This window comes from Geminocystis sp. (assembly GCF_041753295.1).
Lineage (GTDB): Bacteria > Cyanobacteriota > Cyanobacteriia > Cyanobacteriales > Cyanobacteriaceae > Geminocystis.
In genome coordinates, this window is the sequence record NZ_JBGSUU010000028.1 from 1 (window position 1) to 17,861 (window position 17,861).

The window sequence follows — 17,861 nt, forward strand, 5'->3', positions numbered from 1 at the left end:
ATATTGGAAGATTAGACGACCAAAGTATCCGTGTGCTGCTACGATGTTGTAGGTTTCTTCTTCTTGACCGAATTTGTAACCGTAGTTTTGAGATTCAGTTTCAGTGGTTTCACGCACTAAAGAAGAGGTTACTAAAGAACCGTGCATTGCAGAAAACAAAGATCCACCAAATACACCAGCTACTCCTAACATATGGAAGGGGTGCATCAAAATGTTGTGTTCAGCTTGGAATACAAACATGAAATTGAATGTTCCAGAGATTCCTAAAGGCATACCATCAGAGAAAGAACCTTGACCGATGGGGTAGATTAAAAATACGGCAGTAGCAGCAGATACAGGTGCAGAATAAGCAACACAGATCCAAGGACGCATACCTAAGCGGAAAGATAATTCCCACTGACGACCCATGTAGCAGAAGATTCCGATTAAGAAGTGGAATACTACTAATTGGTAAGGACCACCGTTGTATAACCATTCATCTAAGGAAGCTGCTTCCCAAATAGGGTAGAAGTGTAAACCAATAGCGTTGGAAGAAGGAACAACTGCACCAGAGATGATGTTGTTACCGTATAATAAAGATCCCGCTACAGGCTCACGAATACCGTCAATGTCAACGGGAGGAGCTGCGATGAAAGCGATAATAAAACAAGTAGTGGCAGTTAAGAGAGTAGGGATCATCAAAGTACCGAACCAGCCTACATATAAGCGGTTGTTGGTAGAAGTGATCCACTCACAAAACTGCTCCCAAGAGGAAGACTGTTGTTGTTGTAAAGTGGTAGTCATGTTCTTATGATTGCGTTATAAATTTTTCGAGGTACAATGCGGTAATTGCTTACCATGAATACTATATTAGAGAAATTGTAAAGTTTTGTCAAGATTTTTCATAATATTTATTTTTATGACTGTCATAACTTTTAGTTATCAATGAAATTTAGTTTTATTTTGATGGTGAAAAAAGAGTTAAAAGTCAAGCTAAATAATCATTTCAAGTATTTTATCTAAGGTGTTGATAACTATAGGATATTCTAATTTTGGTCGTTGAATGACGATTAAGGGAATGTTTAACTCTTTAGCTACTTGATATTTAATATCTTCTCCTCCTGCTTTTCCTCCTGCTTTGGTGACAACTATTTCAATATCCCACATTTGCCATAAGGCTTTTTCTAGGGCATAGTTTATGGGAGGGCGAAGGGCTATAATGCGATCGCACTCAAACCCTGATTGATAGGCTTGATGAAGAGAATCACCATAGGGAAGTATTCGGGTGTATAGGGTTGCTTGATGATGATAATTAGTGAATAAAGGTAAAAATTTTGCACCGATAGTCAATAAAACTCGTTTATTTTTTAAGGGAGAATTATCAACTACTAAATAATTAAAACAGGAAACATAAGTTATTAAGTTATTCTCAGGAATGGATAAGGAAAGACGTTCATATCTTATATATTTAATAGCTAAATCTCGACAAATATTAATGACTTCCTGAGAAATGTTAACGGCAAAAGGATGAGTAGCATCAATAACTGTGTTAATGTAGTGTTGTGCCATCAGTTGATATATTTCTCTATCGGATAGTTTACCTACAAAGATTTGTGAATTTTTTATCTTTTGATAAAGTTTAGAAGCTGATGGAGTAGTAACGGTAATAATATATGGGAAATTATGTTCTGTTAATAATTGTGCGATCGCCACACTTTCAGAAGTACCGCCGATAAGCCAAATAATCTCTTTTTTGAGGGAAATGTTCAAATATGTAGGAGTTAAGTTAAAGTGGTAGTGAGTTTATTTTAGTAAAAAAATCATAAAACAATATGCAACAAGCGGGAGCAACGGTGAGAAAAATTCGCTCTTTAAAAGATGCCCTCAATCGTTGTCAAGAATTAGGTATGAGACTTTCTCGTCAAAGGCGATTTATTCTTGAGTTGTTATGGTCACATCAAGAACATTTATCAGCAAAAGAAATTTACGATCTTTTAAGTCAACAAGGTAAAGATATTGGACATACTTCGGTATATCAGAATTTAGAGGCTTTGTCAAGTCAAGGGATTATTGAGTGTCTGGAAAGACATGAGGGAAGATTGTATGGTAATTTTTGTGAAGATCACAGTCATGTTAATGTCATAGATACTAATCAAATAATGGATATACAAGTAGAGTTACCTTCAGATTTAATTAAAACTATTGAAGAAAAAACTGGCGTCAAAGTAGATCATTATCGCATTGATTTTTACGGTTACAAAAATAAATTATCAGAGTAAATAGGCAAAAGGTAACGAAGATTATTCGTCATTTTTATTAATTTAAAAGTCCACAATTCCTAAATGCTTTATTACTTAATAATGTCTTGGCTCAAATAATTATATTTATATTTTTTTTAAGTCAATGTATAATTAATTATTTTCAATTGTTACTCAAGAATTACCATTAAAATTTAAGAACTTTAAAGTCAAAAATAAAATGTCTTCTACTAACTCAAATGAAACTGAAATTAGTCTAATTTTATTAGATGATAATAATATTTTTACCTTGGGACTAAGAGAAGTTTTAAATACTGAAGAATTTAAGGATATAAATATAATTGCAACGGGGAAAATAGCTGATTTTTCTTCTTTATTAAAACAATATGAAGTAAATTTATGGGTAATTTCCTTAGATTTTAATCAATATCCTGAAAAAGTTAAACAGTTTTTAAAATTTCTCCCTCAATTAAGCAATGAATATCCTCATCTATCTTTAGTTATTTTAGTTTCATGGGAGTTTGTGGGAGATTTTTCTTCTATTCCTATTATTAAAGGAAGTTGTTATAAAAATGCAGATGTTAATGAATTAGTAAAAACCTTTAGAATTTGTGCTAAGGGAGAAACTTATTTTAGTATTAATACTACTCTTTTTTCACCAAAAATAAATAGTTGGTTTTCTCGACAATGTAAATTTGGTTTGCAACAAATTCAAGGAGAAATTATTAATATTGATGACTATATTAAAGAAAAAAAATTATCTATAGCTGATGTTTTATATTGGCAAGGAAGAAAAAGAGAACTTAAGTTAGCTAAATGGTTAATTACTCAATTAAGTCCTGATTTTTATGAATTTATCTCCGATTCATCTAAGGAAAATAATCAAAGTAAGATTGATAAAAATTTTGCTCAAATTGATAACTATAACAGTCAAATTATTGTTAGTGATTCTCCTCAAAATACTTATGATTTAATATTGCTTAAAATTCAATCTTCTCTAAAAAACTCTACATCAAAATTACTAGAAATTGATATATTGCAAGAATCAAAAAAACAAGAATTATTGATGATTATTTTGCAAGAATGGATTATTTCTCTTAAAGAGTTAAAAAATCTTAATATAGATAAAGATAATGTATCTGAAAAAATTAATATTTATATTAAAGAACTTTGGCAAAATTCTACGATAAAATTTTTAAATAGATATTATCTTCCTGAGTCTGAGTCTGATACTGATAGTATAAATTCTTATAGCTTATTAGATTTAGTCATGAAAGAATCAGAGAGTTTACTAAAAGAAACTGTACCTAAAGTACCATTTATATTAGATATAATTAGTTATGAAATTTATCAACAAAACTTAGTTATAGATAATGAAACTTATGAATATGATAGTAAATCAAATCAAGATATAGAAGCAATTATTATTGAAAATATTATCATTCATATAGCTAATTTGGTAATAGAATTTACTCTCAATAAATTTTCCGATAATACCAATATTAAACATAAATTATTTAACTTAGAATTAAAATCATCAAGAAAAGTGGCAATGTTTCGTAATAATCTAATTTGGAAATATCGCAAAGAAAAATATTGGCAAAATCCGAAAAATATCTTTGAAGATCAATATGAAATGTTAAAATTAGGTTATCAAGGCATTGAAACTTGTATAATTACTCATTCTCGTCATCAAGAGTTAAAAACCATACAAGGATTACCTTGGGCAGTTACAATACTCATTGAACTACGGGATAGTCTTTATAGGGTAGTTCAATCTTTAGAAAGAACTATTGGTAAAGTAGTTGTATATTTACTCACAGAAGTGATTGGTGGAGGAATTGGATTAATTGGTAAAGGCATTTTACAAGGCATAGGCAATCGAATCAAAAACTAAGGATAATAAAGATATTATTTGTATTAAGAGAATTATCAAATGCACAATTATCATCAGAAATTAAATCAAGATAAACCCAGAAAAATCCTCAGTTTCATGGCTGGGAGTTTAATTTTACTACAAAGTATATTTAGTGGGAATGCAGTTTTAGCACAAGTAAAAAATCAGCAATTTGATTATAGTGACTTACTCCGAAGTATTCAAACAGGGGAAGTAAACAAAATTACTATTGATCCTGCTACGAATATTGCTTATGTATATTTATCGGGAGGAGATGAAAATAAGCCCCAAAAAGTTAAACTATTTAATCAAAACCCCGAACTCATTGCCAAAATTCGAGAAAAAGGCATTGATTTTGCGGTAGAGTCTTCGGCGGCCAATACCGTTGCTGTCATTAATACTATGCAAATAGGTATATTTTTAATTGTGATTATCGGCTTATTTATCTTAATCAAACGTTCGGCAGGTAGTGCGGCAGGGGCGATGAATTTCGGTAAATCAAGGGCTAAATTTCAAATGGAAGCCACTACTGGAATTGAATTTAAAGATGTTGCTGGAATTGAGGAAGCAAAAGAAGAGTTACAAGAAGTTGTGGTATTTTTAAAAACTCCTGATAAATTTACCGCCGTGGGTGCCAAAATTCCCAGAGGTGTTCTGTTGGTAGGCCCTCCGGGTACGGGTAAAACTCTTTTAGCTAAAGCTATCGCTGGAGAAGCCGAAGTTCCTTTTTTCAGCATTTCAGGTTCTGAATTTGTCGAAATGTTTGTCGGTGTTGGTGCTTCACGGGTACGAGATTTATTCAAAAAAGCAAAAGAAAATGCACCCTGTTTAGTTTTTATTGATGAAATTGACGCAGTAGGCAGACAAAGAGGTACAGGTATCGGTGGCGGTAATGATGAAAGAGAACAAACTCTTAATCAATTATTAACGGAAATGGATGGATTTGAAGGAAATACGGGCATTATCGTTATTGCTGCCACTAATCGCCCTGATGTCCTTGATTCGGCTTTATTACGCCCCGGACGTTTTGATCGCCAAGTTATCGTTGATTATCCTGATTTAAAAGGTCGTTTAGGTATTTTAGATGTTCATGGCGCTAATAAAAAAATTGATCCTGATGTCTCCTTAGAAGCGATCGCCCAACGTACTCCCGGTTTTAGTGGTGCAGATTTAGCGAATTTACTCAATGAAGCCGCAATTCTTACCGCCCGAAGAAGAAAAGAAGCCATTACTATGGATGAAGTCAATGCGGCTATTGATCGGGTTATTGCGGGAATGGAAGGGACTCCTTTAGTTGATAGTAAAAGTAAAAGATTAATCGCTTATCATGAAATTGGTCACGGTATTGTGGGAACATTAACGAAAGGTCATGATCCTGTGGAAAAAGTAACTTTGATCCCTCGTGGACAAGCCAAGGGTTTAACATGGTTTACCCCTGATGAAGAACAAGGTTTAGTGTCTAAAACTCAACTTTTTGCTCGTATTACTGGTTTACTGGGAGGAAGAGCCGCAGAAGAAGTGATTTTTGGTGATGGTGAAGTAACCACTGGAGCAGGAAATGACATTGATAGAGTAACCCATTTAACTCGTCAAATGGTGACAAAGTTCGGGATGTCTCCTTTAGGTTTACTAGCTTTAGAAGGAGAAGAACAACCTTTATTTTTAGGTAGTGATAGCGTTAATCGTACAGAATATTCTCAAGAAATTGCAGAAAAAATTGATTTACAGATTCGAGGTATTATCTTAAAATGCTATGAAGATGCTAAACAAATAATTATAGATAATCGAGCTTTAATTGATTTTTTGGTAGATCTTCTCGTAGAAAAAGAAACCATTGAAGGGGATGTTTTTCGTCAAATAGTTAAGGATTATTCTTTTAAAAAACAAGTTTTAAATGTTTAGATAATCATTTTTTTTGATTTCTACCTTTACCCATAACAAATCAAAGATCATTGCTATATAATCAATTTTGCACATTGACTTAAATTAATTAAAAGTCTATCTCAAAACTATTAAATTTCTATCAAGATTATCTAACATTTATTTTATGAAAATTACTTCGCCTTTTATCAACCTCATTTTAACTTTAGTGGGGGGAATTCTTTTAGTTTCTTCTTTAATTGATTATCTTTTTCTTCTTATTCCCTTACAATTAGATGATCCTAACTGGCAAATTAATCTCACTAATAGTATCGTTGACCGAGGTATTGTACCTTTAATTGGTATTACTCTATTACTTTTAGGATGGTGGATTAATGATACTAATAATCGACCAAAATCGAAAATAAGTATTCGTCTTCCTCTGTTTATTATTTCTAGTTTATTAGGATTATTATTTTTAATCTTAGTTCCAGTACATTTAAGTAATATTAACCGTGTTAGTGCTGATTTAATGAGTCAAATTGCTCAAAAAATAGAACAACAACAAACTCAAATTCAAGGTTTTGTTTCTCAATTAGATGCTATTTCTCGTAATCCTGAACAATTAAAACAGGAAATTGCTCAACGAACTCAAGTAATTGAAGCTGGTGGCGTAATACAAGGACAAAAAATAGACCCTCAACAGTTACAATTAATTACAGGTCAACGAGATCAATTACAACAAATTTTAGATTTATCTCAAAAACCTGATCAATTAAAAGCAAAGTTACAAGAAGTAGAAGCTAAACTACAAGTACAACTTAAAGGATTAGAAGAAAAAGAAATAAAAAAAGCTCAAACTCTTGCCCTTAAACAAAGTTTACGTACTTCTATTAGTAGCTTAATACTGGCGATCGCCTATGTTGTGATTGGTTGGTTAGGGTTAAAAATGTTAATCCAAAAAGAGTCTTAAGAAAAAAATCCCCAGAAAAGTGACGAACAATTGTTAATGATAAAGTTTTAGTTGATAATGAGATTATCATTCATCAATCAATAATAAATAATAGGGAACTTGTGTTACAACGGATAAAGCAAGGTTTTAAAAATGATTTAATTGCTGGATTGTTAGTAGTTATTCCTTTAGCTACTACTATTTGGTTAAGTTATGTCATCGCTAATTGGGCGATTAAATTTCTCACAGAAATACCAAAACAAATTAATCCTTTTGATGGACTTAATCCTATTGTTACTAATTTACTCAACTTTTCTGTAGGGTTAACTGTACCTCTGGGTTTAATTTTACTCATTGGTTTAATGGCAAGAAATATTGTCGGTAGATGGTTATTAGATGTTGGGGAAAAAATTTTACAAGCTATTCCTTTAGCCGGTGCAATTTATAAAACTCTTAAGCAAATATTAGAGACATTATTCCAAGATTCACAAACAAAATTTAGGAGAGTTGTTATTGTTGAATATCCTCGTGTGGGTGTTTGGAGTATGGGATTTGTTACAGGGAAAGTTAGTGATATGTTTCAAGAGAAATTAGATAAACCAATGTTAAGCGTTTTTATCCCGACGACTCCTAATCCCACATCAGGGTGGTATGCAATCATACCTGAAGAAGAAGTTATTAATGTTTCTATATCCATTGAAGATGCTTTTAAAGTTTTGATTTCTGGAGGTATTGTTAGTGCCAATAGTGGAGCAATAGTAACTAATAATAAGGTAAAAATACCACTACCAGTAAATAATTCTGATGTGTCTGTAACCCCTTTAAACAATGAATCTTTATCGGCAACGACTTCAGAAACAGTATAGTTATAAAATTAATTCTAAAAAAATTTTACAAAATATGTACTTTCTGTTACCATTATCGTAAAGAAATCTTACGGAGAAACATTGGTAACTCCCTACGAAGATTTCCTCAAGATTAAACGACAACAAATTTTTGCCGACTTTATATTTAGTCGGTTTTTTTTATGATTTTTAACTTATAATGACCCAAATTCGTTAATTTTCGTTGGTGTAAAGGTATAAACCTGCCGAAATCGGATATTGTTGTATCGAACTGAGGTATAATCGGATAACTATTAATTAATTAATATGGTGAATCGTCGCTCTTTTTTACAAGGTATAGGTAGTTTAACCCTAGCTTCTTTGTTGTCAGGTTGTGAAAAAAATTATGATTTAAAAGTTGCACTATTACAAGGCTCAATTCCGATACAATTAATCGCAGCCTTATCACAACAATCTCGTACAATGGGTATTGTTAACTTTGAATCTCAGGCAACCCTTGAAGATATATATAATTTATTGTTAAAATGGCAAGGTAAAAATGTATTAACTCAAAAGAATAAATCGCCTTTTTTACCTAACTTTTCGGATAATAAATCGACACCCAATGACTTAGTAACTTTAGGTAATTATTCCTTAAATTTAGCTATTGCCGAGAAATTAATTGAACCCTTAGAATTAAATAAACTTCAAAATTGGCAAAATATCCCCCAAGAATTTCAGAATTTAACCAAAAGAAATGAAGAAGGAAAACTCGATAATAATGGTAAAATTTGGGGTGCTGCCTACCGTTGGGGATGCGTAATGATAGCTTATCGCAATGATAAATTTGCCTCTTTAGGATGGCAACCTCAAGATTGGCAAGATTTATGGCGACAAGATATTACTCGTCAAATTTCTTTGTTAAATCAACCCAGAGAAGTGTTAGGCTTAATTTTGAAAAAACTTGGTTATTCCTACAATACAGAGAATTTAAACACTATTTCCGAACTTAAATCGGAGTGGATAGCACTGCAAAAACAAGTAAAATTTTATGATGATATTAATTATTTACAACCTTTGATTTTAGGTGATACTTGGTTAGCAGTAGGTTGGTCAACAGATATATTACCGGTAGTTGAAAAATATAGTAACATTTCAGCAGTGATACCTAAATCTGGTACATCTTTATGGGCGGATATATGGGTAAAACCTCGTCAAGAAACAAATAATCCTCAACAATTAGAAAAAATTTATGATTTTATTGATTTTTGTTGGGAGGAAAAATCCGCAAAACAAATCAATTTATTTACCAATGGAGTTTCACCTTTAAAATCACCTTTAAAAAGCAATCCCAAAATTCCGCCAATGTCTTCTGAAGTTTTTGCAAAAAGTGAGTTTATCGATACTTTACCACAGTTGTCCATTAAACAGTATCAACAATTGTGGAAAACCATAGTTTAAATTATTCTAATCATAAAAACTCATTCTTCGGAATTTAATCACTCCCAAAAATTCTTGTAGATTCTTGATTTTTTAAGAAAAAACTGTTATTATGGTAATGTTTGATAAAATTTAATGAGGGGTTATAGCTCAGTTGGTAGAGCACTGCAATGGCATTGCAGGGGTCAGGAGTTCGAGTCTCCTTAGCTCCATTAAGATAAAATACTACTATAAAACTAATTTTAGGTAACTAAGCTAGGTTTTTTACTGATTATGGGTAACGGATTTAATTTAACCAAAAAGTAGAAAAATATCTAGTTTAATTACTTTTAAAAATTGAGTTTTATTGATGTTCTAACTTAATTACGACTTATCGTCAATGATCAACTATCAACTACTTGTTATTAAACAGTTGCTGGAGCTGTTTTAGCAGTAAATTTAGCTCTATTTTTTCCTTTATTAGATTCTGTTTCCTCTAAAGGAACGAACTCAATATGATTTAATAAAGTAGTTACAAAGGCAAAAAGTAGAAAAGGTAAAGATAGAACTAAAACAATGCCAACTGTAGCAAAAGCATAGATTTGACGAGTACTACTCCATAAAGCTAATGTACTAGCAAGACTGATAAAAATAACTCCTAACCAAACAATAATTTGACCGTAAATATCTCCAAAAGAAAGAGTACAAATCATTCGATATTTTTTGTCGTTATCCATAATTATGTAAATTATATTTTTACTATATTTATCTAAGCTAAAGCTATAAATTAGTTCTATCTCAAATTTAAAGATTTTTAAAACAATTGCAAGAATAATTTACAATTTTAAACAAAACTAATTTTATCGTTAGGAAGTTAAGTTATTAATTGTGGCTTTTCTACAGTAGTTAGAATAAATTAAAATAAAATAAACCTTATAAAGTTGACACTATCAAGATTATAAGAATTAACAATTAAATTTGTTTGTTATAGATTATTGACACCTAACACCTTTTTCAAGGAATAATTTATCATGAATAGAAGTAACAGAGCTTTAATTATTAATATTTACTAAACTTAGTCGTAATTTTTTATTTTCAAAACTCACGAAAAAAGGTGGGAAGCACCCACCCAATAAACTAAGAGAATTTATATTGCAATAGATTAATCTTCATAAAGACGACATTCATCAGCATCAGGATTATCATCACAATATCTCTCTAAAGAGGTTTTTTGAGGCTCATTTTCTTTTTGGTGAGATGCCTCCGCCTGTAACTCTTCTACTGCATCCCAAGCCGCAGCACATTCAGGGGAATTTGTGCCACTAATATCACAAACTTCTCTGGCTTCTTTTAATTCTTCTTGGATTTTTTCTTGTATATTAGTCATACTTTTAACATACCTTAAGTATTTTTAGTTATCTTTTATAGCTTATAACAGAATTCGATTATTTGTGATCTAGATATAGTTGTTGATTTTGTGGAAAAACGTCCATTTAACTAACTTTATACAGTATTGCTATGGCACAAATTATATCTTTATTTACACTTACCGCTCAAATTAAAGGTGATTCTAGTTTTTTATTCTCTTAGGTTTATTAAAAAAGATCAAAATTTGTCTCAAGAAGATTTTGATACTAAAATTCAAAGACTTCAAAAATTATTGACAAAAACACACTGCTGTTTGATTGATAAGACTAACGAGATCAATAATAAAACTAAAGAGTTAATCAGAAGTTAAAATTAAAATGAATTAAAAACGGATATTATTACTAATTTACGAAAATATATTGACAAAAAAAATATTTATCAAAAACATAGTATTACTTTTGAATATTTTATTATATTTTTCCTAATTTTTCTTAATTTAGAAGCCACTTTTTGCTGTTTCAAAAATTCATCATGACAAGAATAAATCTATCAAACTATCCTTATGTTAAGATTTATTAAGCATAGGAAGAAGAAAATAAGAAGAGATGGAAAAACAACACAAAGTAATCGTTATCGGCGCTGGAATTGGTGGTTTAACCACAGGAGCATTATTAGCCCGTTATGGCTATGATGTTACTATATATGATCAGGCAATCGTACCGGGTGGATGCGCTTCTACTTTTACTCGTAAGGGTTTTACTTTTGATGTTGGTGCGACTCAAGTGGCAGGTTTAGAAAAAGGCGGCATTCATCATCGTATTTTTAAAGAGTTAGAAATAGAATTACCATCGACTACAGAATGCGATCCTGCTTGTGCGGTATTTTTACCCCAAGAAAAGCAACCGATTATGGTGTGGCGTAATCCTGATAAATGGCGTGAAACAAGAGAAAAACAGTTTCCGAATAGTGCCAATTTTTGGGCATTACTAAAGACTTTATTTGATGCTAGTTGGCAGTTTCAAAGTCGAGATCCTATTTTACCACCTCGCAACTTATGGGATTTATCACAATTAATTCAAGCCTTACGATTAGATACTTTTGTCACTGTGCCTTTTACTTTAATGACGGTGGCTGATGCTTTACGTTTATTTGGCTTAGGAAAAGATAAACGGTTAAAAACTTTCCTCGATATGCAGTTAAAGTTATATTCTCAAGTAGATACGGAAGAAACTGCTTTACTTTATGCAGCAACAGCTTTATCGGTGTCTCAATCTCCCCAAGGATTATATCATCTCAATGGCAGTATGCAGGTGTTAAGCGATCGCCTTGTTGAAGGATTAGAAAAATATGGTGGCAAGTTATATATGCGTCATTTAGTGCAAAAAATTCATACGGAAAACGGTAAAGTAACGGGAGTTACTATTAAAAATCTGAAAACGGGAGAAATTAGAGAAGAAAAAGCCCATCATGTTGTGGGTAACGTCACTGTCAATAACTTGGTAACCATGACAGAAAAAATCCCAGTGACTTATACTCAACGAGTAGAAAATTTACCTCCAGCTTCTGGTGCATTTGTCATCTATTTAGGAGTTGATATAACTGCAATTCCTGAAAATTGCCCTCCTCATCTTCAATTTTTATACGACTATAACGGGGAAATCGGCGAAATGAATTCTTTATTTATTTCTGTTAGTAAACAAAAAGACGGCAGAGCTACTGAAGGTAAAGCTACGATTATCGCTTCTTCTTTTACCGATGTTAACCGTTGGTGGGATATACCTCTGGAAGATTATAAAGCACTAAAACAAAATTATACTGATAAAGCGATCGCCCGTTTAAAAGAATATTTTAACCTAACTTCTGAGACAATTATTCATCAAGAGGTTGCGACTCCTGTTACTTTTTATAAATACACAGCAAGAGAAAAAGGCATCGTTGGCGGTGTTGGGCAAAGAATCGGTACATTTGGCCCTTTTGGTATCGCTACTCGCACCCCTATTAATAATTTATGGTTAGTAGGAGACTCAACTCATCCGGGTGAAGGCACAGCAGGAGTCAGTTATTCGGCTTTAACGGTGGTAAGACAAATAAAAAATATGGATAAATAAAGGTAAACGGAGAAATAAAGAGAAGGTTTTAGGAATTAGGAATTAGGAGTTAGAGAGTTATAAACTTAAAGTTTTCTCCCTTCAATAAACTGATTAATAATATTAATTATTTCTTCTTTTTTTGATTTATTCCTGCCAATTTTCAAAATAACACTGGAATTATTATTAAATAATATCTTCGTCTTGTAAATATAAATAGGACTTTCTTCTGGATCATTATTAAGATCAGTTTCTTCTAAAATACACTGATCAATATCAGATAATTGATACTCCTCAATTTTTGTGTGAAATAAGTTTTTGTTAGTGATTAAAAATTGATTATTATGTTTATCAAAAAGATAGCTAACTTCTTTATAATGCCTAAAATAATAATTGATTATTAGGCAACTGATTAAGATAAAAAAACCATTGACTCCTAGATTGGTAAAATTATAATCATCGATAATATTAAGTGAATTTATAGAGGGATGATCGAGATTTTCAAAAAAAGAATTAATCGTTTTCATTTTTTCTTCTTGTGCATCTTCATCTCCTCCATGAAAAAGTGCATCAATTCTTTGATTACTTCCTTCTAAAATCACTAGATAACTAGGATAACCAGAATCAACTTTTTTAGCTTTACCTTTGATCCCTGAAGACAAAGAATATTTATAAGTATAGCTATTGATGAGATCATGAACGGTAATTATACACGAACCTTGATTGGGTTCTGGTTTATTACAATCTAATGTTGAACGATAAAAAAATAGTCGTAATCCCCAAACAGAAATCAATAATAAGAAAAAAGCAATTAAGCTACTTACAGTACGAATTAAATAACTTACTTTACCTCTTTCTATATTTAGAATTATCTCATTATTCTCAATAATCTTCATAAATATGAAATACCTCACTAGAACTACCTGCACCAAAAAACTTATTAAGACGAGAAGAGCCTATTTGTTGCCCTTCCAATATCTTAATCATTTGATCTAGCATAATAATAATTCCTAAGTTAGCCAATTTATCCCTTGTGTAACTATGATATAAAATTCCTCAAGCGATCGCCATTGATCCAGTTCGACTTGATCGTATTTAACTCTTCTCTTATTTTTCCAGCCAATATTAAACCAAAGGTATTGACTTCTTTGATCATCAAACATTAATACTTCATCTATATCAGGATCAGGTAATTGTGATGAAACTTTCTCATATTCAGTTAAGATATTTTTAATTATATGACGATTAGCCCGTTAACTACGGAGTTATCCGCAGTTAGCAAAAACTAATTGTTAATGGCTAAAATAGTTCCCACTCGACAATCTCGACAGTCTATCGATTTTAATTCTTGCCATAAAAGCACGATCGCTCCTAAGCCAGTACAATGGTTCGCTCCTAATAATTGAATCCGATATTTTTTCAAGGTTGCTACTGTTGCCATAATTCTTTCTCGACTAGCAAGTAATAGGTGCATACCTCCAATAACAGCGAAAATCTCTTGTTGATGGGTAATTTGACTAATGTAGTCGAAGGTATTAATAACTCCTGCATGGGCGCAGCCTAAAACCACTACCAAACCTTTTTCCGTGTCCAAATAAAGGGCTTGATCATCAAGGATGAGGTCAACATCATGATGTTTTTTATCGTGCCAAAATGAATCACCAGTGTCCTCTAGGGGATGATTTCGGGGGATAGTACCTGTCAGATAAACTCCCTCAATAATTTTTGTGGGTTTTTCGGTTTTAATCACACGGCGAAAACTACTTTTCAAGGTTGCCTCATCTAAGCTAAAGCCAATATCACCCCTCGGACTATATTTAGACTGTGTAGCATCGGGATGGAGGTATAAATCAGTATTTTGACACAAAGGCAGTAAATGGGGTAATCCTCCACTATGATCATAATGTCCATGACTAAGGGCAATAGCATCTAAATTATTTAAAGAAATGCCTAATACTTCCGCATTATGAATTAAAGTCATACCTTGCCCCGTATCAAAGAGAATACGAGAGTTATTAGTTTCTATGAGGAAAGAAACACCATGTTCACCCAATAAACCTCTTCCTCCTGCCGTATTTTCCACTAATACGGTTATTTTTAACGATGAAATCATAAATTACTTGTAACTACAACTATTTTATATCTCTTTTTGGATAGTGACTATGCTCTCACTGATTAGTTAAATTTTACCAGGTTTGTAATTAAGTAGGTGAGTCCCATAAAAGACCCACCCGACAATTATTATACAGGCATACCTAAAATGTCCTCAATTTTCGGCATATCTTCTAAAGCAATTACTCGCCCTTCATCTTCAAAATTATCAATTTCATTGAAGTTTAAATAACGGTATAATTCACCCTTGAAAGGATCAATTTTCTCAGATACGATCGCCATATATTCCTCCACAGTGGGAATTTTACCCAATAAGGCACAGACTGCAGCCAATTCAGCACTACCGAGATAAACCCTTGCACCTTTACCCATACGGTTGTTAAAGTTACGGGTAGAAGTAGAAAATACCGTTGCATTGTCTTCCACACGGGCTTGATTACCCATACACAGAGAACATCCGGGCATTTCTGTTCTTGCACCTGAACTTTCAAAGATACTATAAACCCCTTCATTGCGTAACTGTGTTTCATCCATACGAGTGGGAGGACATACCCATAAACGTCCTTTTACCGTACCAGCACCTTCTAAAATCTTCGCTGCCGCTCGGTAATGTCCGATGTTTGTCATACATGAACCGATGAACACCTCATCGATTTTATCCCCTGCACATTCGCTCATGAGTTTAACATTATCTGGATCATTGGGAGCGGCAACGATCGGCTCTTTGATTTCATTCAAGTTAACGGTGATAATATCAGCATATTCCGCATTTTCATCCCCAGACATGAGGGAAGGATTCGCTAACCATTCCTCCATCTTGGCAATACGGCGCAATAATGTACGAGCATCTGCATAACCCCTTGCGATCATGTTCTTCATTAAGCTAACATTTGATCGAAGATACTCCGCCACAGTTTCTTCACTGAGTTTAATTGTACTACCAGAACAAGAACGTTCAGCAGTAGCGTCGGTTAACTCGAAAGCCTGTTCAACTTTTAAGTCTGGTAAGCCTTCCATTTCCATGATACGCCCGTTGAAAACGTTAATTTTATCGCCTTTGCCGTAGGTTAATTTACCTTCTTGCATAGCTACCCAAGGGATTGCGTTAACAATGTCTCGTAAAGTCACCCCGGGTTGTAATTCTCCTGTGAATTTAACTAAAACCGACTCAGGCATATCTAAAGGCATCGCCCCTAAAGCCGCCGCAAATGCCACTAAACCTGAACCTGCGGGGAAAGAAATACCGAGAGGAAAACGAGTATGAGAATCGCCTCCAGTGCCAACAGTATCAGGCAATAACATCCGATTTAACCATGAGTGAATGATACCATCACCCGGACGTAAAGCGACACCGCCACGAGTAGAGAAAAAATCAGGTAATTCTTTGTGGGTTTTAATGTCAACGGGTTTGGGATAAGCCGCAGTATGACAGAAGGTTTGTAAGGTTAAATCTGCATTGAATCCTAAACAAGCCAATTCTTTTAACTCATCCCTTGTCATAGGTCCAGTGGTATCTTGAGAACCTACAGTAGTCATAATGGGTTCGCAGGAAGTGCCGGGGCGGATTCCTTCCACTCCACAGGCTTTTCCTACCATTTTTTGAGCTAAAGTAAACCCAATGCTACTCCCCCCTTTCAAAGGGGGGCGGGGGGGGATGGGACGTACAAATAAGTTACTAGGCTCTAATCCCAATGCTTGACGGGTTTTATCGGTTAAAGCCCGTCCAATTAAAAGGGGAATGCGTCCACCTGCTCGAACTTCGTCTAAAATTGTCTCAGGCTTGAGGGTGAAAGTGGTAATAGTTTCGCCGTTTTCGTTGGTGATTTTGCCTTCGTAGGGATAAATGGTGATGACATCTCCAGTGTTTAGGTTATTAACATCGCACTCGATGGGTAATGCCCCAGAATCTTCGGCAGTGTTGAAGAAGATAGGTGCAATCTTGCCTCCTAATACATAACCACCAGATTTTTTATTCGGTACAAAAGGAATTTCATTGCCGATGTGCCATAATACGGAATTGATTGCAGACTTACGAGAAGAACCTGTACCCACTACGTCACCGACATAGGCAACGGGATGCCCTTTTTCTTTTAATTTGGCGATCGCCTCTAACCCGTCGGGCATTCTCGATTCTAACATCGCTAAAGCGTGTAAGGGAATATCAGGGCGAGTGGTGGCATGGGGTGCGGGGGATAAATCATCGGTGTTGGTTTCTCCCGTAACTTTAAACACCGTCACGGTGATGGATTCGGCTACTTTGGGCTTACTGATAAACCATGATGCTTCTGCCCATGCGTCAATCACTTGTTTAGCGTAGGGGTTGGTTTCCGATAATTCTAATACATCGTTAAAGGCATCGAAGACTAAAAGGGTTTTACTGAGGGCGTTACTGGCTTCGAGGGCAACGTTGCTGTCTGAGGATTTTAATAAACTGATGAGGGATTGCACGTTATAACCGCCCATCATTGTACCTAATAAACTCACTGCGCCTTGTTTGGAGATAATAGGGGAGGTTAATTCTCCTTTTGCCACGGCGGTTAAAAATCCTGCTTTGACGTAGGATGCTTCATCCACTCCGGGGGGGATTCGATTGCGCAATAACATCATTAATTCTTCTTTTAATTCCTCTGGGGGATTCTGCAACATTTCGCATAAGTGCGATGTTTGTTCGGCGTTAAGGGGTAAGGGAGGAATGCCCAACTTTGCTCTTTCTTGAACGTGTTGATGATATGTTTCTAACCAAGTCATAGTATTTATGCTTATATTTTTTCCAATAATTTACTATTTTAAGCATATCAAGGGCATGAACAGGGGTTTTGTATCAAGTCTATCAAGGTTCGATCAATTTATTTATTTTCATTTTGGTTAAAAATTGCGGCGTTGCTGAATTAAGGTATGATTTTTAGATAAAGGGGTCAAATTATCAAAAATAAAAAAATGATACAATGTCCAGAGTGCGGGTCGAAACATATTCACAAAAATGGAATTAAAAAAGGAAAGCAAAATCATCTTTGTGTTGATTGTGGTAGGCAGTTTATAAATCCACTAAAGATTAGTTCCAGAGGTTATAGTGATGGGGTAAGAAATGAATGCTTAAAAATGTAT

At 33.7% G+C, this 17,861-nt stretch carries 15 protein-coding genes, 1 tRNA gene and 2 pseudogenes; 9 read left to right on the top strand and 9 right to left on the bottom strand.

The genetic code is table 11. The features are described from left to right. Positions 1-783: photosystem II q(b) protein (locus ACEW8E_RS02100; protein WP_373478686.1), on the bottom strand; the 783-nt coding region annotated here is incomplete at its 3' end. A 189-nt stretch (positions 784-972) separates the two neighbouring features. Beyond that, entirely contained in the window at positions 973-1,749 is a 777-nt protein-coding gene (locus ACEW8E_RS02105; RefSeq protein WP_373478687.1) for a cobalt-precorrin-6A reductase, read from the bottom strand. Between the two features lie 62 nt (positions 1,750-1,811). Here ACEW8E_RS02105 and ACEW8E_RS02110 point away from each other — a divergent pair, with 62 nt between their 5' ends. The 7 genes from ACEW8E_RS02110 to ACEW8E_RS02140 all read left to right on the top strand — a co-directional run bounded on the left by ACEW8E_RS02110 (position 1,812) and on the right by ACEW8E_RS02140 (position 9,422). Continuing rightward, the gene (locus ACEW8E_RS02110) at positions 1,812-2,258 is read left to right on the top strand and encodes a Fur family transcriptional regulator (protein WP_373478688.1); all 447 of its coding nucleotides are present in this window, start codon (positions 1,812-1,814) and stop codon (positions 2,256-2,258) included. A 199-nt stretch (positions 2,259-2,457) separates the two neighbouring features. Continuing rightward, entirely contained in the window at positions 2,458-4,134 is a 1,677-nt protein-coding gene (locus ACEW8E_RS02115) for a DUF3685 domain-containing protein (RefSeq protein ID WP_373478689.1), read from the top strand. A gap of 39 nt (positions 4,135-4,173) precedes the next feature. Then, the gene (gene ftsH, locus ACEW8E_RS02120; RefSeq protein ID WP_373478690.1) at positions 4,174-6,036 is read left to right on the top strand and encodes an ATP-dependent zinc metalloprotease FtsH; all 1,863 of its coding nucleotides are present in this window, start codon (positions 4,174-4,176) and stop codon (positions 6,034-6,036) included. Between the two features lie 145 nt (positions 6,037-6,181). Continuing rightward, on the top strand, positions 6,182-6,967 hold the full coding sequence (locus ACEW8E_RS02125; protein WP_373478691.1) for an HpsJ family protein: 786 nt from the start codon (positions 6,182-6,184) through the stop codon (positions 6,965-6,967). Between the two features lie 101 nt (positions 6,968-7,068). Next, on the top strand, positions 7,069-7,812 hold the full coding sequence (locus ACEW8E_RS02130) for a DUF502 domain-containing protein (protein ID WP_373478692.1): 744 nt from the start codon (positions 7,069-7,071) through the stop codon (positions 7,810-7,812). Between the two features lie 285 nt (positions 7,813-8,097). After that, positions 8,098-9,231: an extracellular solute-binding protein gene (locus ACEW8E_RS02135; RefSeq protein ID WP_373478693.1), complete on the top strand. Its 1,134-nt coding sequence runs from the start codon at positions 8,098-8,100 to the stop codon at positions 9,229-9,231. A 118-nt stretch (positions 9,232-9,349) separates the two neighbouring features. Next, positions 9,350-9,422: transfer RNA gene (locus tag ACEW8E_RS02140), tRNA-Ala, on the top strand. A gap of 192 nt (positions 9,423-9,614) precedes the next feature. On the opposite strand, the gene ACEW8E_RS02145 is transcribed toward ACEW8E_RS02140, so the two are convergent. Together ACEW8E_RS02145 and ACEW8E_RS02150 are read right to left on the bottom strand one after the other, a co-directional pair. Continuing rightward, positions 9,615-9,926 (bottom strand): hypothetical protein, encoded by a 312-nt coding sequence (locus ACEW8E_RS02145; RefSeq protein WP_373478694.1) that lies wholly within the window; start codon positions 9,924-9,926, stop codon positions 9,615-9,617. 425 nt (positions 9,927-10,351) lie between these two features. Then, the gene (locus tag ACEW8E_RS02150) at positions 10,352-10,576 is read right to left on the bottom strand and encodes a Calvin cycle protein CP12 (protein WP_373478695.1); all 225 of its coding nucleotides are present in this window, start codon (positions 10,574-10,576) and stop codon (positions 10,352-10,354) included. A 586-nt stretch (positions 10,577-11,162) separates the two neighbouring features. On the opposite strand from ACEW8E_RS02150, the gene crtD reads away from it, so the two are divergent. Beyond that, positions 11,163-12,665: a C-3',4' desaturase CrtD gene (gene crtD / locus ACEW8E_RS02155; RefSeq protein ID WP_373478696.1), complete on the top strand. Its 1,503-nt coding sequence runs from the start codon at positions 11,163-11,165 to the stop codon at positions 12,663-12,665. A gap of 65 nt (positions 12,666-12,730) precedes the next feature. On the opposite strand, the gene ACEW8E_RS02160 is transcribed toward crtD, so the two are convergent. The 5 genes and pseudogenes from ACEW8E_RS02160 to acnB form a co-directional block, all read right to left on the bottom strand. After that, complete coding sequence (locus tag ACEW8E_RS02160; protein WP_373478697.1) at positions 12,731-13,540, bottom strand: hypothetical protein; 810 nt, start codon at positions 13,538-13,540, stop codon at positions 12,731-12,733. After that, positions 13,536-13,643: pseudogene (locus tag ACEW8E_RS02165) on the bottom strand (serine/threonine-protein kinase); the annotation flags it as partial. The pseudogene ACEW8E_RS02165 and the gene ACEW8E_RS02160, both read right to left, overlap by 5 nt. 11 nt (positions 13,644-13,654) lie before the next feature. Next, positions 13,655-13,882, bottom strand: coding sequence for an element excision factor XisI family protein (locus ACEW8E_RS02170; RefSeq protein WP_373478700.1), 228 nt, complete (start codon positions 13,880-13,882; stop codon positions 13,655-13,657). A 47-nt stretch (positions 13,883-13,929) separates the two neighbouring features. Next, positions 13,930-14,757, bottom strand: a complete 828-nt coding sequence (locus ACEW8E_RS02175; RefSeq protein WP_373478698.1) for an MBL fold metallo-hydrolase — start codon at positions 14,755-14,757, stop codon at positions 13,930-13,932. A 128-nt stretch (positions 14,758-14,885) separates the two neighbouring features. After that, positions 14,886-17,504, bottom strand: a complete 2,619-nt coding sequence (gene acnB / locus ACEW8E_RS02180; protein ID WP_373478699.1) for a bifunctional aconitate hydratase 2/2-methylisocitrate dehydratase — start codon at positions 17,502-17,504, stop codon at positions 14,886-14,888. Positions 17,505-17,696: 192 nt separating this feature from the next. Here acnB and ACEW8E_RS02185 point away from each other — a divergent pair. Next, positions 17,697-17,861, top strand: a pseudogene (locus tag ACEW8E_RS02185) (IS1 family transposase); the annotation flags it as partial.